General features: G+C 43.8%; 19 protein-coding genes. 5 read left to right on the top strand and 14 right to left on the bottom strand.

Annotation, left to right across the window (positions count from 1 at the left end; translation table 11 throughout):
- Window positions 1-4 precede the first annotated feature (4 nt).
- The gene (locus ACE3JL_RS02320) at window positions 5-487 is read left to right on the top strand and encodes an SH3 domain-containing protein (protein ID WP_375328758.1); all 483 of its coding nucleotides are present in this window, start codon (window positions 5-7) and stop codon (window positions 485-487) included.
- Window positions 488-533: 46 nt separating this feature from the next.
- Here the strand turns inward: ACE3JL_RS02320 and ACE3JL_RS02315 are convergent, their stop codons facing one another.
- From ACE3JL_RS02315 to ACE3JL_RS02295, 5 genes are all read right to left on the bottom strand, one after another.
- Complete coding sequence (locus ACE3JL_RS02315) at window positions 534-1,007, bottom strand: phosphate-starvation-inducible PsiE family protein (protein WP_110578770.1); 474 nt, start codon at window positions 1,005-1,007, stop codon at window positions 534-536.
- A 314-nt stretch (window positions 1,008-1,321) separates the two neighbouring features.
- Window positions 1,322-2,161: a nitrate ABC transporter ATP-binding protein gene (locus ACE3JL_RS02310; protein WP_271992431.1), complete on the bottom strand. Its 840-nt coding sequence runs from the start codon at window positions 2,159-2,161 to the stop codon at window positions 1,322-1,324.
- A 79-nt stretch (window positions 2,162-2,240) separates the two neighbouring features.
- Window positions 2,241-4,259, bottom strand: coding sequence for a nitrate ABC transporter ATP-binding protein (locus tag ACE3JL_RS02305; protein WP_375328757.1), 2,019 nt, complete (start codon window positions 4,257-4,259; stop codon window positions 2,241-2,243).
- Window positions 4,260-4,329: 70 nt separating this feature from the next.
- Window positions 4,330-5,160 (bottom strand): nitrate ABC transporter permease, encoded by an 831-nt coding sequence (gene ntrB, locus ACE3JL_RS02300; protein WP_043996475.1) that lies wholly within the window; start codon window positions 5,158-5,160, stop codon window positions 4,330-4,332.
- A 112-nt stretch (window positions 5,161-5,272) separates the two neighbouring features.
- Window positions 5,273-6,631: a CmpA/NrtA family ABC transporter substrate-binding protein gene (locus ACE3JL_RS02295; protein ID WP_375328756.1), complete on the bottom strand. Its 1,359-nt coding sequence runs from the start codon at window positions 6,629-6,631 to the stop codon at window positions 5,273-5,275.
- Window positions 6,632-7,029: 398 nt separating this feature from the next.
- On the opposite strand from ACE3JL_RS02295, the gene ACE3JL_RS02290 reads away from it, so the two are divergent.
- Window positions 7,030-8,112, top strand: coding sequence for a molecular chaperone DnaJ (locus tag ACE3JL_RS02290; protein WP_375328755.1), 1,083 nt, complete (start codon window positions 7,030-7,032; stop codon window positions 8,110-8,112).
- Between the two features lie 488 nt (window positions 8,113-8,600).
- On the opposite strand, the gene ACE3JL_RS02285 is transcribed toward ACE3JL_RS02290, so the two are convergent.
- The 7 genes from ACE3JL_RS02285 to ACE3JL_RS02255 all read right to left on the bottom strand — a co-directional run bounded on the left by ACE3JL_RS02285 (window position 8,601) and on the right by ACE3JL_RS02255 (window position 14,215).
- Window positions 8,601-8,837 (bottom strand): CopG family transcriptional regulator, encoded by a 237-nt coding sequence (locus tag ACE3JL_RS02285; RefSeq protein WP_002798399.1) that lies wholly within the window; start codon window positions 8,835-8,837, stop codon window positions 8,601-8,603.
- Window positions 8,838-9,140: 303 nt separating this feature from the next.
- Window positions 9,141-10,544, bottom strand: coding sequence for an SUMF1/EgtB/PvdO family nonheme iron enzyme (locus ACE3JL_RS02280; protein ID WP_375328754.1), 1,404 nt, complete (start codon window positions 10,542-10,544; stop codon window positions 9,141-9,143).
- Between the two features lie 332 nt (window positions 10,545-10,876).
- Window positions 10,877-11,332 carry an NUDIX hydrolase gene (locus tag ACE3JL_RS02275; protein WP_002736967.1) on the bottom strand — a complete coding sequence of 152 codons (456 nt, stop codon included), beginning with the start codon at window positions 11,330-11,332 and terminating at the stop codon, window positions 10,877-10,879.
- Window positions 11,333-11,417: 85 nt separating this feature from the next.
- The gene (argH, locus tag ACE3JL_RS02270) at window positions 11,418-12,806 is read right to left on the bottom strand and encodes an argininosuccinate lyase (protein ID WP_045361287.1); all 1,389 of its coding nucleotides are present in this window, start codon (window positions 12,804-12,806) and stop codon (window positions 11,418-11,420) included.
- Between the two features lie 169 nt (window positions 12,807-12,975).
- Window positions 12,976-13,179 carry a hypothetical protein gene (locus tag ACE3JL_RS02265; RefSeq protein WP_150977677.1) on the bottom strand — a complete coding sequence of 68 codons (204 nt, stop codon included), beginning with the start codon at window positions 13,177-13,179 and terminating at the stop codon, window positions 12,976-12,978.
- Between the two features lie 92 nt (window positions 13,180-13,271).
- Entirely contained in the window at window positions 13,272-13,883 is a 612-nt protein-coding gene (locus tag ACE3JL_RS02260) for a class II aldolase/adducin family protein (protein WP_271992413.1), read from the bottom strand.
- Window positions 13,880-14,215: a hypothetical protein gene (locus ACE3JL_RS02255; protein WP_271992411.1), complete on the bottom strand. Its 336-nt coding sequence runs from the start codon at window positions 14,213-14,215 to the stop codon at window positions 13,880-13,882. Before ACE3JL_RS02255 ends, ACE3JL_RS02260 begins: the two co-directional genes overlap by 4 nt.
- Window positions 14,216-14,517: 302 nt before the next feature.
- Here ACE3JL_RS02255 and ACE3JL_RS02250 point away from each other — a divergent pair, with 302 nt between their 5' ends.
- Entirely contained in the window at window positions 14,518-15,411 is an 894-nt protein-coding gene (locus ACE3JL_RS02250) for a ferritin-like domain-containing protein (RefSeq protein ID WP_375328753.1), read from the top strand.
- A 163-nt stretch (window positions 15,412-15,574) separates the two neighbouring features.
- Entirely contained in the window at window positions 15,575-16,639 is a 1,065-nt protein-coding gene (locus ACE3JL_RS02245; RefSeq protein ID WP_375328752.1) for a pentapeptide repeat-containing protein, read from the top strand.
- A gap of 78 nt (window positions 16,640-16,717) precedes the next feature.
- On the opposite strand, the gene ACE3JL_RS02240 is transcribed toward ACE3JL_RS02245, so the two are convergent.
- Window positions 16,718-17,470, bottom strand: a complete 753-nt coding sequence (locus ACE3JL_RS02240) for a Uma2 family endonuclease (protein WP_375328751.1) — start codon at window positions 17,468-17,470, stop codon at window positions 16,718-16,720.
- A 119-nt stretch (window positions 17,471-17,589) separates the two neighbouring features.
- Window positions 17,590-18,222, bottom strand: coding sequence for a response regulator transcription factor (locus ACE3JL_RS02235; RefSeq protein WP_150977682.1), 633 nt, complete (start codon window positions 18,220-18,222; stop codon window positions 17,590-17,592).
- A 228-nt stretch (window positions 18,223-18,450) separates the two neighbouring features.
- Between ACE3JL_RS02235 and ACE3JL_RS02230 the strand changes: the two genes are divergently transcribed.
- The gene (locus tag ACE3JL_RS02230) at window positions 18,451-20,688 is read left to right on the top strand and encodes an MASE1 domain-containing protein (RefSeq protein ID WP_271992404.1); all 2,238 of its coding nucleotides are present in this window, start codon (window positions 18,451-18,453) and stop codon (window positions 20,686-20,688) included.
- Window positions 20,689-20,692 lie beyond the last annotated feature (4 nt).

Raw genomic sequence — 20,692 nt, 5'->3', positions numbered from 1 at the left:
CAATATGAAGCGTTTATCTGGTTTATTACAATTTATGGTCGGTTTTGTCCTAGGAGTGGCGATTTTGGTCGGTGGGGCTACTGCTGTCGCCTATATGCTTCTCTCCGGTATGAATTCTAATCCTCCTAAACCCGTCTTTACCGAGGAGAAAAAAGAGGAAACTAAGGAGGAGAAAGCTGCTAAACCCCAAGCTGAGGTGAAAGAGTCTCCCACGGCTGCACCAGCACCAAAAGTCGCCCCGAAACCTAGTCCCGAAGCAAGAAAAAAAGAAACCACATCCGAGGGTTATCAAGCGCGGGTGACATGGCAAAGCGGTTTAAGTCTGCGCTCTCAACCTACCACTGAATCTACTCGTCTCGGCGGTCTGGATTATAATACTAAAGTCAGTGTGGTGGGAACCAGTAGTGATGGCCAATGGCATCGCGTGCGTCTGTCCGATGGTCGCGAAGGTTGGATTAAAGCGGGTAATATTTCCAGAGTCCAGTAAATATTTAGAAGGGATAGATTTTCTAAATCTATCCCTTTCCCTTAATTCAAGAACGATTATCGCGATTAACTTTTCTGATTAACCAATAACTTGCCGCTAAAGCTAAGGTTCCCACGGTGAGGGCAATTAAATCATCTTTACTGTATTTGTTGGGATCGAAAATAATAATTTTTCGAGAGATGGCAATTAAAGCCGTAACTACAACTAATTCAACCTGTACGATGTGTTTTCTTAGGTAAGCAGTGATGTTTTCTAATAACTCTAAGGCAATTAAAATATTGAGAAATAATCCGAAAATTTCAATTAAAGTTTTGCCAAAAAAACCGATGGGTTCCGTAGTAAATAAATCTCGGATTAGGATAACTACTAGATCATAAAGAGAAACAATAATAACAATAATTAAGGCTACGGATAAAACCTTAGAAACTAAGTTTTCAACGACATGAATCGACTTCATGAAATTTTCATCGCGCCATTGTTGACCAAAATTGATAATTAGTTTCCGTATCTGTTTGAGCATGATTGATTAAGTAAAAAGTAAAAATTATTATTGTATTTGATTGCTAATTGTTCTAAGTAGTCGTGCAAAATTAATTTCCTAGTGAAGATAGGCAAGAGGCAAGAGCGGGGTTAGATATGTGTAATTAATTTTGCCTAGGTACTTATTTAGTTGACAAGTAAGCTAATCCCCCCTTGATAAGGGGGGCATCTGAAAATTTTTAAACTCTACCTACTTAGAGATAATTTTACTTGAAGAAGGCTTCCCTAGAAAAAAAATCTAGGTGCGATCGCTATTAAGTCAACCGCACCCCAAACTAATACAAATGCTCACATCTAGCTGACATCATCGTGAGCGAAACGATTATAGAGGAAGTCGAGGGCATAGTTACGCAGACGATAATATTCTGGATCCTCCATAATTCTCTCCCGATCGCGGGGACGGGGGAAATGAATATTCATCACTTCGCCGATTTTCGCTTCCGGTCCATTGGTCATCATTACCAGCTTATCAGCGAGGAAAAGAGCCTCATCGATATCGTGGGTAATCATCAACACCGTACAGCGTTTATCTTGCCAGATTTTCAGCAATTCTTCCTGTAATTCCTCTTTGGTAATCGCATCTAAAGCGCCGAAAGGTTCATCAAGAATCAACACCTCCGGACGGATAGAAAGAGCGCGAGCGATCGAAACCCGTTGTTTCATCCCCCCGGAGATTTGGGGAGGGGTTTTATCCATAGCTTCGGTTAAACCCACCATAGCTAAATGTTCCCGCACGATCGAGCGTTTTTGCGCTTCTGGAGCATTGGGAGACACCGCATCTACCGCAAGATAGACATTTTCAAAAACGCTTAACCAAGGCAATAAAGCATAGTTTTGAAACACTACCATGCGATCGGGCCCGGGTTTAGTAATTTTCTTACCGTTAACTTTAACGATGCCATCGGTGGGAGAAGAAAAACCCGACACCATATTTAATAGGGTCGATTTACCGCAACCGGAGTGACCGATCACACAGATAAATTCACCTTCATTGATGCTGAGATTAACATCCTTGAGGACGGTGTAGGGGCCTCTGGGAGTGGGATAAACCTTAGAAACTCCTTCAATGGTGACAAAAGCTTCTTTACTGGGGGTCTGGGTTGCTCGGTTAATTGTGTCGGTGGTGGTGTACATGATTAGTCTTTGGGGGAAATTAGTTAATAGGGGCAATGACCGGGGATAATTGGCTAGGAATTATCCCCTTAGTCGATTTTTAGGCAATTTTACGAGATTCGCTGGCACTAGGACGAGCATCAATAGCCACTTCGGCCATGGTGATGTTTTGTTTGATCTCTAAACTATTGAGATAACCGATCGGATCCTCGGCATCAAACTCGATACCATCGAATAACAGGATCGGTGTGCGACGATATTTAATATCCCCTAGACCCAATTCCCGGGCTGCGGTACTGAAGACACCCACCCGACAGACGCGTTCGAGAATTTCTACCCAGTTACGGGGGAAAGGAATGTGTCCCCAGCGTGCCATTTGGGTCATCATCCAGAGGTGTTCGGTACGACTGGGACGATTTACCCCTTCTCCATAGAAGAGATGGTGTGCATATTCTTTCATCGGTTGATCGAGACTGCACACCTGGGAGTTGGGATCACCCAGTTGGATATAATCAATATTGGTACTAAGATACTGACGACTGGCGAGGATTCGACGAATTTCTTCCTGATTCCCTTCCTCAGCACAGTAGCGACAACCTTCCAGCAATGCTTTAACTAAAGCGACGTGGGTATTAGGGTATTTATTGGCCCAATCTTCCCGGACTCCCAGGACCTTACCCGGGTGGCCCTGCCAAATTTCTAAGTCGGTAGCGACGGTGTAACCGATACCCTCCATAGCAGCCCTGAGATTCCAGGGTTCACCCACACAGTAACCGTCAATACTACCGGTTTTGAGGTCAGCTACCATTTGGGCCGGGGGAATAGTTTCGAGGTGAACGTCTTTATCGGGGTCAATTCCCGCTGCCGCTAACCAGTAACGCAGGAGCAAATTGTGCATCGAGGAGGGATGAACAATGCCAAAAATATGGCGCTGCTCCTTCGATTCCAATAGCATCTGTCTTAAAGCGTTACCGTCAATCACTCCCTCGTCATAGAAGCGTTTAGCGAGGGTGACACCGTTACCGTTACGAGTCATAGTCAAGGCGCTGACAATCGGCAAAGGTTGATCTTGATAACCACCGACGGTTAACCAGGTGGGCATTCCTGAAGGCATTTGCGCCCCGTCGAGGAATCCCCCTGCGATCCCGTCCACAATGCCTCGCCAACTGGTTTCCCGGACTAAATTCACCTCATCTAGACCATGTTTAGTGAAGAATCCCTTTTCTTTGGCCACTGCTAGGGGAGCGCAAGCGGTGAGGGGAACAAAACCGATTTCTAGATTGACTTTTTCTAAACCGTGACGGGCAATAACTTCGACTTTGCGAGCGCGTAGTTTTTTGATCCGTTTTTGTTGGTTGAGGAAATAGATAATTTCGCTCCGGAGACTGTAGTAACTGGGGTGTTCCACCACTTCCATGCGTTTGCGGGGACGGGGGATATCTACTTCCAAAATACCGCCAATTTTTGAGCCAGGACCGTTGGTGAGCATGACGATGCGATCGGATAATAGCACCGCTTCATCCACATCGTGCGTCACCATTACCGAGGTCATTTCGTATTCTTCGCATAGTTGCATTAACTGTTCCTGTAGATTACCTCTAGTCAGGGCATCTAACGCGCCAAAGGGTTCGTCTAAAAGCAGGACTTTCGGACGGATGGCTAGGGCGCGAGCGATCGCTACCCGTTGTTTCATCCCCCCCGATAATTCGTTGGGACGTTTATCCACTGCATGACGAAGATTGACCAAATCGATATATTTTTCGACTTCAGCTTTTCTTTCGTCTTCTGATAGTTGGGCGAGAACTTGATCGACGGCCAGAGTGATATTTTCTTTGACGGTTAACCAGGGTAAAAGGGAATAGTTTTGGAAGACTACCATGCGATCAGGTCCGGGTTTTTTGATGCTTTGACCTTGCAAAGTCACCACCCCTTCTGTGGGCAAATCTAAACCAGCGATCATGTTTAAGAGGGTGGATTTTCCGCATCCAGAGTGACCGATAAGGGAGATAAATTCTCCTTTTTTTATCTGTAAATCTATCCCTTTTAAGGCCACATATTCACCGCCACCACTAAGGGGGAAGATTTTATCAATGTTATCGACAGCAACAAACAAACTCATAGTTTTTTTCTCCTTAAATTGGCTCAAGTTTCAGTTATTTAGAAATGGGGAAACTCTCCCCATTAATTCCCTATTGACGAACGATTTGATTTTGCAACCAAGCCATAAAGCGATCGAGTAATAAACCCACACCACCGATATAAAATAGCGCCAGAATAATATCGCTGATGTAGTTATTTTGGTAGGCATCCCAGATAAAGAAACCGATACCGACAATACCCGACATAACAATTTCCGCCGCAATAATCGCTAACCAAGCTAAACCGATCGCAATTCTCAAACCAGTGAAGATGTAGGGAAGTGCTGAGGGAATTAATATCTTGAAAAAGAATTTTTGGTTGGACAATTGCAAGACTTGTTTAACGTTGATATAGTCTTGGGGAATTTGTTGGACACCAACGGTAGTATTAATCAAAATTGGCCAAACTGCGGTAATAAAGATAACGAATAAAGCAGCAGGTTGGTTTTGTTGTAAAGCGGCCAAAGATAGGGGAACCCAAGCAAGAGGAGGAACTGTTCTCAGGAATTGGAAAAGGGGATCGAGTGCCTTATTTAAGAAGGGATTAACCCCAACCATAATTCCAACTCCAATACCCACCACTGCGGCAAAAGAATAACCGATTAATACCCGTTTTAGACTTTCGAGAGTTTGCCAGAATAGTCCCTTATCAATACCTCCACGGTCAAAGAAAGGATACATTAAATAGGTGCGGGTACGCTCATTAGTAATAATATCCGATGGCGGCGGTAATTTAATCAATCCCACCATAGACATTAACTGCCATAAAATCAGGAAAAATAAAATACCCACAATCGGAGGAAGGATATCCCCAGAATGCTTTTTCCAAAATTTACTAAAGTTGAAACCACCCTTGCTTGTTCTGCTGACGCTAGTTGCCATTTTTTCGTTTTCCTTTGTTGAAAATAAAGTTACTTGATTGGGAAGAGAAGAAAACATTTTTGGGATTGATAGACTAGATATTTTATGCCCCTAGCCTATCGGAAAAATCTCGCTATTTTTTAATCGCCAAACTATCGAGATAAGCTTGGGGATTGGCAGGATCAAAAGTTTTGCCATCAAAGAATTTTTCGACACCCCGGGAGGTACTGGTGGGAATATCGGCCGCGGGAACGCCTAATTCTGTAGCTGCCGCTTTCCAAAGATCCTCGCGGTTAACTTTGTCGATTAATGCTGAGGCAGTGGTTAAAGTTTCTTTCGGCAAGAAACCCCAACGAACACTTTCGGTTAAAAACCAGAGATCATGACTCTTATAGGGATAGGAAACGCTACCGGCGGGATCTTTCCAGTAGAAAACCCCTTTATTTTTGTCGGTGATTTCCGGTTTGCCGTCACCCATTTTCTGCATTCCTTTGAGGGGACCGGCGATAATTTCTTCTTTGAGGTTGAAATAAGCCGGTTTAGCGAGAATTGCCGCCGCTTCTGCCCGATTTGCCTCTTGATCGAGCCATTGCTGCGCTTCCATAACTCCTTTTAATAGTGCCTTAGTAGCTTTCGGGTTTTTATCCACCCAATCGGCGCGGATAGCGAGGTATTCTTCCGGGTGATAGGGCCAGATTTCTGCGGTTAAAGCTGACATAAAACCGATCTGATCAGCCACAATTCTCGCCGGCCAAGGATCGCCGGTACTAAACGCATCCATGGTTCCCGTTTTCATGTTGGCCACGGTTTGGGCTGCGGGTACGGCAATTAGGTTAATATCCGTATCGGGGTTAATCCCACCGGCGGCTAACCAGTAACGAATCCAGAAGTCTTGATTAGCTTTCGGGAAAGTATAGGCAGCTTTGAAGGGAGTTCCCGTCGTTTTCATGCCGAGGATGTAATCTTTGGCGGGTTTCAGGTCTAAACCGATATTTTTGCCCTCGTGTTTACCCGCGATCGCAATTCCGTTACCCTGGGTGTTTAACTGCGCTAACACATACATGGGGACTTTAACGTTATTTTTGGTGATTAGTCCCTCGGAAATTAGGTAAGGCATGGGCATTTGCCACTGTCCTCCGTCAATTCCGCCCGCATCTGCCCCAATTTCGACGTTATCTCTAGCGGATCCCCAGTTTGCTTGTTTGGAGACTTCCACATCGGGCATCCCGTATTTAGCGAAAAAGCCTTTTTCCTTGGCAATAATTAAAGGTGCAGCCTCAACGATAGGAATATAACCTAATTTAATTTTGGTGGTTTCGGGGGCCTCTCCGGGGGCCACCGCAACCGGAGAAGCAACCGGGGAAGCGGGCGCGGTGGTGGTGGTTCCACCCGTACTGTCGGGGGGATTACCCACACAACCTTTCAGGACAACAGCCCCTGCCGCTGAAACTGCCGCTGTGGTTAAAAATTTCCGTCTCGAAAAATTTGACATAGAATCTCCTACCTGCTTGCTAAAGCAAATATGTGTGCTGAATTATGGGTAAAGGAATCCCTCGCTAAACTTCCCTTCTAGCCTGTGCTATAGAAATTTAGCTATGGAATATTGAATCTCGATTGAACTTACTAAATAAGTCTAGCGGAATTTGGAAAAAATAATTAATCTGAGCGAGAATTTTATGTACAAAAATTTAATTCGATTGATAAGGATTAATTAAGACCATTGATATATCTAGCTTCTAGCCACTTTAAAAGGTTTCCGTAGGGCGCTGGAGCAGGGGTGATGGGGAGCAGGGAGGTGGGGAGAAACAATAAAATGAGCCAAGGGTGAGTTTTAGGAATGCGGCTCCTTCCGGCTTGGTAGAATGGACAATATGCTTTCACCCCAAAGTAATGACCAGATCTAAAAAGCCGAAATCACCGAACTCCTCTGATTCGCCTACCTCTCCTTCCTTGGCTCTGTCTTCCCTACATTTTCGTCTCCAAGCTTTAGAGGAGGAGCATCAGTGGCTCCTCAAGCAGATTGGCAGAAAACGCAACGAACTGAAGAAATTCCTCGACCAGATGCGTTCCTTAGCGACGGAGATTTTCCAGAGAGGGCAACCCCTCTATGAAAAACTTACCGACCTCGACCGCGAAATACACGCCCTTTTTGACGAAATCCTCACTGCTAGAAAATTGGGGCAGCAGACAAAAAAAAGGATTCTCGGAATTTACGAGACACTTCAGTTAACGGGGGTGATTAGCCCGAAATTTGACGATGGAGATGAAGAACTTGACGAACTTTTCGGAGACGAAGGACCGGAAGGATCATCGGAGCAATCCGCGCAGGATTTCTTCTCTGGGGGAGACTCCTATAACCGTCACGATGATGGAACAGAGCTATCACCTGAAAGCTCGCCTAAATCTCCTGAATCTAGACAAATACGACGCACTTTCCTGAGAATGGCCGAGATTTTTCACCCCGATAAGGTTACAGACCCCGAAACTCGGATGCGTCACAATGAGATCATGAAGGAAGTCAACCGCGCCTATAAAGAGGGAGATATTGCCAAACTGCTGGAAATCGAACGACAGCATCAAATGGGGGACTCTTTCGCGGTTGAAGGCTCATCGGAAAGCGACCTTAAACGACAGTGCGAGAGGGTTGAAACCAATAACGAACTACTTAAAAAGCAATACGAGAACCTGAAAAGAGAACTGCGCTCGGTGCGAAATACCCCGGAAGGCGAGATGGTGAGGGCCAGTCGCGCTTGTGAGAAGGATGGCATCGACCCGATTGAGCAAATGCTAGAGGAGATGAAATTACAAGTTCAATCCACCGAAAAAATCTATAATTTTGTCCGGGACTTCCGCGATAAAAAGATAACGGTTAAAGAGTTTCTGCGCGGACCGGTCAGGATGGGCAGAAGCCCGGAAGAGATGGAAGACATTCTTGATCAACTTCTGGAGCAACTTCGCGGAATCAGCCGTTAAAGAGAGAAAGCCAATATTTAGGGTATGCTGAATAAATGTGAAATATAGACGAGGTAAGGGTTTTAGGGTTCTGTTTTGCTCTCACAGGTGCAAGATTTTGAGAGAATCGTCGTTCAAAACCTTGCGTCTTCATCGGCCCGTGTCCTGTAGGGGCGAAGCATTCGGGCAATAACCTATCGGTGAAACCGTAGATTTTCTATCCGAATGCTTCGCCCGTACTTTTTCAGCAGACCCTATTTAGGGTATGCGGCAAAAAGTTTTTCCCGGTGGCCGAGTGTAGGGTTTTACCTAATTTTTAAATCCGTTGAGTAACCCACAGAAAACGGGTTTCTCCGAGAAACCCGTTTTCTACTTATGCAAAAGGCAAAAAGGGAAATAAATAATCAGTTTTTAATAACCAGATTTAGTATGATTTTTGATCTGCACTAGAGTGTTGCTATCACCTTTGACAAAATCACTAATCGTACAAGTATCGAGTAAAACCAGCACTAAATCACCTCATCTTCTCTAGGTGGGGAAAGTTCCTCTCTATAAGCTTCAAAAATAATACCATCACTTATACCCTGAAAATTAAGGATAGTTGACGACCATTGAGACTGTTCTTTTGTGGTAATTAAAAGCTGTATTGCTTCTCGAATCAAAGCATTCTGGGATTTGCCTGTAGAGCGAGATAAAGCCTGTAGTTGCTGACTTAATTCATCTTCCAGATAAAGGTTGAAGTTCATAACTTAAATTAAGCAAATATCAATTAACTTTATTATAACAGGATAACTTCTTTCTTTTATGGGCTGAGATATTGATCAGCGTTCACTATTCTAATAGCAAACTGATCAGCTTTTTGAGCAACTTTACTACCCATAATATAACACCACCTTCCCAACTGATAACCGATAATTCTTTCATTGCCTTAATAAAATTTAACATTAACGCCATTTTCTCAAAAAAATCGACCCGCCTAAGGGCGGGAAAGAAAAGAAAAGAGAAAAAATAGGGAATGAGGGTAAAAAGGGAAAAAAAGGGGAAAAGGGTTACAGAGTCCTCCCAGCACCGCACACCACCCGAAAACCGAAGTAGTAGTAGTCGTCGCGGCGGGAGTCGTAGTAGCGGCAAGCAGAACGGCAGAGAGCTGGATAGTTGAACCAAGAACCGCCCCGCAGAGGAGAACGATTATCATCCCCATTTTCTGTCCAGACACTGCCATCCCTCGGCGCACCGTCATAATTATCGTGCCAGGTATCGGCGCACCATTCCCAGACATTGCCGTGCATATCGTACAGCCCGAAGGCGTTTGGGGGAAATTGTCCCACGGGAGTCGTTTCTTCTCGATATTCTCCCTTCGCTTCCTCGGCGTAGGTATTACTGGCATTGTAGTTGGCCAATTCCCCCATAATAGTTTCCCCAAAGTAAAACGGGGTGGTGGTTCCAGCACGACAGGCGTACTCCCATTCCGCCTCACTGGGAAGTCGGTATTCCCCTCCCGTTAGTTTCGATAATCTCGCGCAGAACTCGATCGCATCGTACCAACTGACTTGTTCGACGGGACGGCGATCGCTATCGTGACGGTCTTTAAAATAGGCCGGGTTGAGATCAAGGTTGACCCTGAGCGAAGCCGAAGGGTCAACTTTTAAATCCGTGCGAGAGGCGATCGCTCTCCACTGGGCCTGGGTGATGGGGTATTTACCTATAAAAAAGGGGGGGACGTTAACCTCATGTTGAGGACGTTCATCACCAAAACTATCTTTCTCGTCTTGCGGTGAACCCATCAGGAAAGTTCCCCCCGGGATGGCAACCATCTCTAAGGTGATGCCGTTGCCCAAATCTTCCCTGAAATATTGGGACTGTTTCGACTCTTTTTTGATTTCCTCACCCTTCGCATTTACTCGCACGATCTCAAAGTTAAATACTGATAACAGTTGTTTTGGCTCTTCTGGAACGATTACTGGTTGTTTTAGCTCTTCTGGAACGATTACTGGTTGTTTTAGCTCTTCTGGTTCAAGCTTGAATTGATAGGTAATTGCTCTTTCTAGTTGCTCAAATCCGTTTTCTTTCCAATAATCAAGCCGGTGAATATCTCGCAGATTCAAGCCAACTTCTGCACTTCGCAGATCAGGAATTTCGCATTCTTCTAACCTCATGGGAATAAAAAAAATTGTCCCCGGTAGCATCTGTCCCAAGGTATCAAGTGCAATCCTCAACTCCCGTTGGATGTATCCCTGTTTAGCCGATTTCGCTGACAGACAGGCCAGAAAAATCTGACTAGCTTTAATCGCTTTCGGAATTTCATCTCGCCAAATTTGACCCGGAATAAGGTCTTCTTCATCCAACCAAGGTTTATACCCCGCTTGCTTGAGGCGGTTATACAGTGCCAAAACTGCTGGTTTATCCTCACTAGCGTGAGCTAGGAAAATTTGGATCTCTGACTTCTTCTTCACTTTGGTTTCTACCAGTGTAGTCGCTACTGATTTACTAGGTAACTTAGCAGATTCTGGGGGTTAGAGGTTTGGTCTGGTGAGGAACTAGGGGAATTCCGATAGAGATTTGTGGTTTGCCCATAATAAGCACATTTTTTCCGCCGCCATGCTACCAAATCCATAGCCAAGTATCAACCTTCCGGTTATTGAATGGCGAACTGCTTTCGAGTATTATCCCACTAAAAGCAATACAGGACAAAGGTAACAGCAAATTTTAAAAATCCTCCTTTAAAAAATTAAACAAACCGTGAGTCTTATCGAAATCAACAAAATCACCATCACATAGAAAAAAATCAAGCTACTACAGTGGCACCCCTGAGATAATCTTCTAGTTGGCGATCATTATCGTGGCTGAGATTGCCTAGAGGTAAAGTTTCGACGCTAAAAGCTCTCACCTCGCTAACTTCTAATGTATCTTTGATCTGAAAATTCCCCGCAGCCGTCACTTCAATTAAAACTGAAATGGAGTGAATGCGCGGATCACGTTCAAAAGAGGAATAAACCCCGACTAAACGCCCTAAACTGACTAAATTTAATCCTGTTTCCTCTTTTAATTCTCTTTGAGCAGTATTAAAAATATCTTCCCCCCAATCGATCATTCCCCCCGGTAGGGCCCATTTGCCGGTGTCTCTGCGTCGGATTAAAACAATTGTACCATCAGCAAGCAGCGGAATTATTGTCACCCCAGTTACAGGATGACGAAAGATAATTCCCATCACACTTTTAATAAAATGCCAAACACGACCCATAGGAATTAGGAGATAGGGAGATAGGGAGATAGGGAGATAGGGAAATTTTAACTAATACCCCAAAACCCCAAAACCCCTAACAATATCAATCATGATCGAGAATGGCTTTAGCTTGAATTAAAGCCGATCGCACTTGTTCAAAACCTGTGCCACCATAGCTATTACGGGCCGCTACTACCTGACGAGGAGCGATCGCGTCGTAGATATCGGCCTCAAAAGCTGGATGTAATTCTTGCCATTCCGTCAGGGTTAAATCTTTCAATAACTTACCCGCTGCCAAACTGCTTTTAACCACTTTCCCGACTAAATTATAAGCTTCTCGGAAGGGAATCCCCTTACTGGCTAAATAATCCGCCACATCCGTCGCATTAGAAAAATCTTCCGCCACCGCGTTAGCTAATCGGTCAGTTTTAAATTGAATCCCGGTGGCTAAAAGTACCGTCATCGCTTGCAAACAAATCCGCACGGTTTTAACGCCATCAAATAACGCTTCCTTGTCCTCCTGCAAGTCTTTGTTATAGGCTAGGGGTAAACCCTTCATTAAGGTCAATAACGCCTGTAAATGCCCAAAAACCCGCCCTGTTTTGCCGCGCACCAATTCGGGAACATCGGGATTTTTTTTCTGGGGCATAATGCTAGATCCCGTGGCACAACTATCGGTGAGAGTGATAAAACTAAATTCTTGGGAAGACCAGAGAATCATTTCTTCGCTCAAACGGCTCAGGTGTACCATAATCAGACTAGCGGCCGTCATAAATTCAATAGCAAAATCTCGATCGCTGACTCCATCGAGACTATTGTTATACACCTGCTCAAAATCGAGTAAATTGGCACTGTAATGACGATCAATCGGAAAAGTCGTCCCCGCTAAAGCGCCGCATCCTAGGGGCGAAATATTAGTCCTGGCGCGAATTTCTCCTAATCTTTGGTGATCCCGTTCGGCCATTTGAAAATAAGCGAGGAGATGATGGGCTAAACTAATCGGTTGAGCGCGCTGTAGGTGGGTATAACCGGGGATCAGGGTTTCCAGATGGTTTTCAGCGTGATTGACTAAAGCTTGCTGAAAATTGCGAATTTCTTGCCTAATATCATCAATTTGTTGTCTAAGATACAGACGTATATCCGTTCCTACCTGATCATTCCGTGAACGGGCTGTGTGCAGTTTTTTGCCCACATCTCCCACAATCTCGGTTAAACGACGTTCTACGGCAAAATGCACGTCCTCTTGATCGATGCCGGGGTTAAAATTGCCGGTGCGGTATTCTTGACGAATTTGTTCCAATCCAGAGACGAGACTATCTGCTTCTTCGGGGCTGATAATACCCGTATAGGCGAGCATTTTAGCGTGAGCGATCGATCCGGTGAGATCATACTCGATTAATTCGATATCAAAGCCAATACTGGCGTTAAATTCTACGATCGTAGGATGGAGACTACCTTCAAAGCGATCGCTCCAAGTTTTCTTTGCTGTCACTGTTTTCGTTAGATGATTGTGGATAAAGTTAACTAAAATATGCTGAACAATTTTGGGAAATAATCCGGCGCTGATAGTATTACCGCTTTAGGTTAGAAAAATCTCCAACCCTACAAACATAAGAATAGCAAGAATTGCTCGCTCTGGCTGAAGGCTGATAGGCGAAAAGCTAATAAGAAGTAAAACCTCGAAACATATAACCGATAATCAAACCGATTAATAGGGCCCATGCTTGCCCGGTTTTGACGAAATTTGAGAAAAATTTCTGGACATTGCCGATGATATCCACGTCTTGCTGGGAAATAGTCATCAAGACATTGGTAAGAGGCGAAAAATCGATCGAGACAGATAGATGATGGAAGATGTCGATCACGATGGCATTCCTCAAAGACGAAAATCTACAGAACAAGTTAACATGAAAACGACTTTTGTACTCTTGGCGGTGGGTTGGAAAGGAGGTCACTTTCAAGATGATTGAGATTGCTGGTAATAGGATAATAATAAGTTACCCGCTTTTTCTAAATCTTGCCCAAAGGCGATAATCCCTTCTTCATGACCACTCATCACTAAAATTTGTTGCTGCTCTAGACGATCTTCTTGACATAAACGGATAATTTCTGTGGCCATTTCTGGGGTTCCATAGGCGATATTTTCTTGAGTGGTCGGCACTCGATACATCAAATTTTGCCACAGGGGGCGATGGTGAATATGAATCACCCCATTAATCTGGGGATTCGCTTCATAAATCGCTGCATGAGTGAGAGTTTCTGAAGAAGCGGCGATTGTTCCCCGACAAGTGACACGATTTTCTTTCCAATCGTAGTCTATAACCGTGGTGTAGTGGGATTCATTTAATACTGGGATTCCCCCAGTGTTAGTGCCAGAAATAATGATTTCTTTGTTTATTTTTCCTCGTTGACTCACATTCCCAAAACCGATTCCGTTATCGTATTGACCGATTAATCCCAGTTGATAGAGGCGATTGCGCCAATAATTTAATTCCGCAATCTCTGAGCTTATTAAGGGACGGTCAGGAATCCAAGTACAATTGTATTTAACGTAGCCTTCATCAATCATAGATTTTTCCGAAAATATTCGGGATAATTTTGACAAACTTTCTGCACAAATTCCTGGAGAGGATAGGAAATATTGGCGATATAATTATCTTTAATTACTTGAGAAAATAGGGGCAAAACCTCCGTATCTAAGGCGGGTTTAAATAACTCGATCGGTAGGATTAAATCGGAACCTTCCCGCACATCAATGGTCTCAAAATTATCGGCTACAATTAACCAAAGAGGACGCACCCAAAGAGCCGAACGACTTTCGATCACCTGAATTACTTCTCCGTATAAAGTTCGATTTTTGCAGAATAAACTAACAATTTGATGGGGAGTGAATGTGTTCATAGACAATTCTAGTTTTCCTCGATCAGCTAAGACGCATTTTAACCGCTTATTCTTAGATTAGCCGAATCTTCCCCCAATCTCTTTACTCTTGCAAGAGCCAACAGTAAAGAGTATCTCATCTCCACAAGCAATTTAAATGCGCGGGCAGCTTATCTTTCACTGGTCACTGATTACTGTTTACTGGACGGCTACGCCGTGCCTTTGGCAACACTGAAAAAAGCTTGTCACTTGCCGCTCCCTTGCCAGATCGGGAAAAAACTCCGTTAGAATACGGGAAGCCGTTTACAAAACGATACAAAATCATGACCGTTGCTTACCCTCGTAAATTCAAGAAGACGATGAGCGCTCGCGACATCATGAAGCGTGTCATTAGCGATCGCGAAATTCATCTTGTCACCCTCAACCGTTACCGCTACAACGAACAACGTAGCTGTAAAGACCTGACCGAACTGATCGAAACCCTAGACGGACAACCAAAAGAACTGATCCAGGAGCTTTCCCGTCACGTCGCCGATGAGGCCCGCCATGCCTACTGGTTAACCGATTTATTGATCGAATTGGGGGCCGATGTGGGGAAACCGCCGGGGTTGTCCTATATCGATGAATTTGAACGTCTTCTCGATCAAGATCAATTCCAAGGTGAAGAACAAAGGGAAGATGGACTGATTGCGGCCCTAGCGGCAATTAACGTCACGGAAAAACGGGGATGCGAATACTTTGCCGCCCATATTTATGCTCTCAAAGCAGGGGAACAAACCCCGGAAAATCTGAAAATTCAGGAAACGATCGCCAAAATCTTTCCCGAAGAAGCGGGCCATGTGCGTTGGGGCAATCGTTGGTTAGCCAAAATTGCCCAAAAAAGCCCCGAACATCGGCAAAAAGTCGAAAAAGCGAAGGCCAAATACTCAGCGATCGAACAGGCCGCCTATGAATCGGGTATGGATATCACTCTGGGGGCAGAATTACGCCGCGTCGGTCATTTAATGGAAATCGCCGCCAGTATGCCGCTCTGGGAACGTCCTCAATATCTGATGGAACGTTTACCCCAATCCCTTCTCGACCCGAAATTGCAATTATTCCGGGTAGAAGCGGCTCAAAAAGCCTGGAACCGTGATCCACAAATGTTTATGGAACGCTTTTTACCGATGTTTTTTAACGCGGACGGCAATATCGGCAAAAAAGAGAAAGTCAACTAATTTAACCTTGATTTTCGGGGGCAATCCTTCAGCGATCGCCCAATAAATGTTCAGCGAGGATCGAGAAAATCAGCTATTGTTTTAAATAGGGGTGAGTTCTCGGCTTTAGGGCCAGAGAAACACCACTTTTTTACTGTTTATTTTGGCTTTTCTCTTTTAGATTATGCGTCTTTTAGCTGCCTTCGATCGCTATCCCGATAGTGTATCGTTAACCCTAGAACCAGTAGCCACCGACTCGCAAAAATTTGATTTATATTTAACTTTACACCTACAAGCTCAAATTCAATCTCTCCTCGGTGGGGAAATTAAATGGGGACTAAAAGGAGGAAAATTAGATTTTCTTTTAGTTAATTGTCACCTAACACCTAATCCTCTTTCTAGTCAAGAGTTATACATAAATCGTATTAATAATCATCAATGGCGGTTATCTTTCAAAAGTCCTCAGTCAATATTTACAGGAGCGATCGAAAGGATTAACCTAGGAACCGTCAGTGTGGAGGAAGAACCTTATCATCTCACGGTGCAATTTTCCCTGACAGCTGCCGATATTTGTATCACGGAAACATCGGGATTATGGAAACACGATCTAAGTCCCAATAAACATAGTATTTTAGAGCGAAAGTTAGCATTTTTCCTGATAGAAAATCAATTTGATGCTTTTTTAAGTCGTATTTCTTTGGGTTCATCGCAGGTGGAATTAGATAATGTTCTGGTTGAACCGCAACCAGCATCATCAGAAAATTTAGAGAAATTGCAGGCACAAATCGAGGGAATTTATGCTGCTGTTAGTGATGATTTTCTGGAATTAGCCCAATTAGCTGAACTTAATCCCCTAAAGGATTTTACTGGGGCAAATCTCCTGGCAGCGGAATTAAGTGGTAGATCTTTAGGTATGGCTAATCTCTATCAAGCTAATCTGCGAGGGGCCAATTTAACCGATGCTGATTTAAGTGAAATTAACGGCAGTCATGCTAGTTTTAAGGGAGCGGATTTAAGCGGAGCCTTATTAGCTAATGCCGATTTAAGTTATGCTGATTTTTACCGTTCTAGTTTGGCTTTAGCTAATTTAATTGGCTCTAATTTAGAGGGAGCTAATTTGGTTGAAGTCAACATCACTCAAGCGAATTTGAGCGGGGCAAAAGTGCAGGGGGCAAAGTTTGCCGATAATGTGGGTATGACTGAGGAATTGCGGGAAAATTTACGCTTGCGCGGAGCTTTCTGCGATTAGTCAACTATTCAGCCTCTAAATGACATCAAATACCCTCACCTCTCACCGAAAATAGCGTTATTAAATAACAAAAGAAGATTAGAGATTTTCCTCGGTATCTATGCCTAATTCCCGCAGTTTAGCCGCTAATTTCGCCGCTTTTTGCTTTTCTTGCTCGACTTGGTTTTCTGCCTCTAAAACCCGATTTTCTGCCTCTAAAACCCGATTTTCTGCCTGTTGTGCCGCTTCTGCGGGAGTGGGGACTAATTCCCCTTCGGGGGTAAAATAGCGCAATTTATTGGCAGATAAACCCAAATATAAGCCTAATTGTTGACTCCAGAGCCATCCCTGGGGATTGGGAGCAATCGGTTGATATTGACCGCTAATTAGGGTAAATCCCTGAAATTCTAAGCTTTCTGGGTCAAACCAAAAATAATCGGGAGTGCGAAATATATCCTGATAAATTTGTTTTTTCTCCTCTCGGTCAACTTTGGCGGTACTATCGGAGAGAATTTCGATAATTAAATTGGGATATTTGCCCTCTTCTCGCCAAATTACCCAACTTCTGCGGTTGGGGTTGGGATTTGTCCCCAAAACGACGAAAAAATCCGGACCACGGAAGAATTCTGACTTTTTCTGGTTGGGACTGTAATAAATGGTTAAATTGCCGGCGGCAAAATAATCTTCTCGCTCGCGCCACCACCATTCTAAACACTGAATTAATAAAATAATTTGTTGTAGATGTAGATTACTTTCCAAGGGTGGTTCATCACTCCAAAAATCGCCTTCTGGGAAGATTATCTCAGGGTTGACATGAGACTCGACTAGGGGTAGGCTTTGAGCGATAGTCATGGTTAGTCCAACAGAGATAGGTCAACAACTTATTATAAATCATTGAAGGGATTTTTTGAGCAATTGTAGCAGTAGCAATTGAGGTAGAATATTCCTGTGGGTAAATCGTCATTTTTCCCTTAAACAATACCAGATCGCAGGGCAATTACTGCCGCTTGTACTCGGTCGTCCACGGCCAATTTATTCATAATTCCCCGCACATGGGTTTTAATCGTATTGGTGCTTAAATAAAGTTGTTCGGCGATTTCAGCGTTACTTTTGCCCTCGACAATTAACTTTAAAACCTCCATTTCTCGCTCTGATAAAAGTGCTAGATTGGGATTAGGTTGCACTGCCGGCGCTTTGAGATTATCCATGACTAAACGGGCAATTTGAGGGTCTAAATAGGTGGCCCCATCCTTAGCTGCTTCAATAGCGGCTAAAAGGCGATCGAGACTCGCTCCCTTGATACAATAGGCATCAGCGCCACTGGCCAGAGCTGCGATCACTTCCTGTTGCAGAGTGTGGGAAGTGAGCATAACCACATGAACATTAGCTAAACCTTCTTTAATCTGTTTAGTTGCCGCAATGCCATCAAGACGGGGTAAACCGATGTCCATGACCACTAAATCTGGCCGCAGGGATAGGGCCAATTGTACCCCCGCCAGACCATCACTCGCTTGACCGACAATCTCAAAATCTGGCTGTTCACCGAGCGCTTGTTCTAAACCTAACTGCATTAAAGGATCGTCTTCAACAATTAAAATCCGCATGATCTTTGATTCCTAAAAGGAAAATGTACGGTTTTCACCCATCTGCATGAAGCAGAACTACTCCTAGTTTAGGCAATCTGGAGATAGATTAACAGTGATCTTGAAGCAGTCAGCCGTTAGCCGTTAGCCTTCAGCTTTTTTCTCCCCATATCCCTGTTGACTAATAACTAATTGCTGATTGCTCAGATAACTGCAAAAACTTTCTCTTTCCCTTGCTGCAGCCTAAAAATGCTACGTATTTCGTCAGATCGATCTAAAATTGTGCTTGTTGCCCTGGTTTATCTGGGTGTTGGTTGGCTAGGCTATCTCTGCTTAGATTTAGGGTCGCGACCTGCCCCAATTTGGATGAGTGCTGGTATTGGCTTAACTGCTGTTTTTTTAGGGGGAAAAAGGCTAGTTTTAGGCGTTTTTATCGGGGATTTGCTTCTGACCTTCTTTTTAGGGGCCAGTTGGCCCATAGCCCTATTTTCGGCGATCGGTAGCAGTTTATCGGCTCTGTTAGGGGCGCAATTCCTGCATTATCTGAGATTTTCCGCCACTTTACAGCGTATTCGCGATATCCTTTTACTGGTATTTTTAGCGGCTTTATGCGCCTCGGCAGTTAATGCCACTATCGATACTTTTGCCCGTAGTTGGCTAAATACTTGGGATTGGCGACAATTGGGACAGTCTTGGGGCATGATCTGGCTCGGAGATAGTACAGGTATATTAATGATCACGCCGCTGCTGTTGCGTTTTTACTTCAATCGTCACTCCCTAAGGGAACCACGACAACCCCAACGCTTTGGCGAGGCCTTACTTTGTCTGAGTTTGCTAACGGGGGTGACTTCTGTGGTTTTTGGCGGTCAACAGAATTTTCTTAACCCCGACTGGAGTATGGTGCAGTACCTCGAATATCTGCCTTTTCCTTTTGTGGTTTGGGCTGCTATGCGTTTTCAGACTTGGGGAGCGGTAATAGCCAATTTTTTGATATCTATTTTAGCTTTGATAGGATTGGTCGGGGGAGTCAGCCCTTTTATCCTACAGGCTCCTGACCATACCAGAGGTGTCCTGATCTTACAAATCTTTTTAGTCATTGTCATGTCAACTTCTCTGTTTTTATCCGCGGCGATTACCGAAAGACAACAGATCGATCGAGCTTTAAATGAAACTTTAGAAAGAGAACATTTACTAACACAAGTTGCTCTAAAAGTCCATCAATCTTTGGATATAGATCAGGTTTTAAATACCATTGTTGAGGAAATCAGACATTTTCTCGATGCCGATCAAGTCTATATCGGGCGCTGTCAAGAGGGGGGTTGGTCTAAGGTAATCGTCGAGTCCCGTCGTCCCGATATTCCTTCACTGATGGGTTGGTTTCCCGAACCAGAATTACTGGAAGAATTGGGACAGTTGTTTTCTTTAGATAAGTTAATTATTGCTGATAATACCGCTAAGGTGCAAACTCTACCCACTCTCAAGGGTTATTACGAATATCTGCAAGTTAAATCCTCTTTAGTTTTACCTCTAACGGTTAATAATCAACATTTAGGTGCTTTGGTGGTCCATCAATATTCCCATCCCCGTCATTGGCAAAAAAGCGAGGTGAAATTACTAGAACAGTTAGCTACCCAAGTTTGTATCGCTATCGGCCAAGCGCAACTATATCAGAAGGTGCAAAGCTTGAATAATAATTTAGAACGAGAAGTGGCAGCAAGAACCCTGGAACTGCGGGAAAAAGTCCGGGAAATTCAGCATTTATACGAAATGAAAACGGTTTTTTTACAGGCAGTATCCCACGATCTTCGCACTTCAATTATGGGATTAGTGATGTTATTAAAAAATTTACAGTGTCGGCCAACAGAAAAGGTAACTATCTCGCGAGCAATGCTTGATCAGGTGGTGCGTAGTTGTGATCGACAATTAACTTTAATTAATGCTTTATCAGAAAATCATTTTGCTGAAGAACGGCCTTTAATCTTGCATCGTCAACCTCTATCTTTAAAAGAACAGGTGAAAATTTGGCTGAAAGATTGGCAAAAAGATTTTGATTTATACCAAGCTACTTTTATTAATCTTCTTCCCGATGATTTACCTGCTATTAATGCTGATCCTTGTCAGCTAAGAAGTGTTTTTGAGCAATTATTAAATAATGCCTTAAAACATAATCCTCCACCAATTCAATTAGCTTTAGATGCTCGTATTGACCAAGACATGATCTACTGCACTTTAAGCGATAATGGTATTGGCATGGATGAGGAACAATGTCAACATCTTTTCCATTTATATGTAAGAAATCTTCATAATCAACACCTAACGGGAATTGGTTTAGGTTCCTACCAATGTCGGCAAATAATCGAGGCTCACTCTGGGAGAATTGGGGTAAAAAGTACCCCCCGGGTTGGCTCACAATTTTGGTTTACTTTGCCCATTGCCTATCAAAATTCCAGATTAATTAAGCAGGATTTAGTCAATAGTAATCAGTGATTTT

The sequence above is a fragment of the Microcystis sp. BLCC-F210 genome, from assembly GCF_042134685.1.
GTDB classification, from domain to species: Bacteria; Cyanobacteriota; Cyanobacteriia; order Cyanobacteriales; family Microcystaceae; genus Microcystis; species Microcystis aeruginosa_D.
The sequence above is the reverse complement of the archived record's forward strand: the minus strand, read 5'-3'. Positions and strand labels throughout refer to the sequence as shown.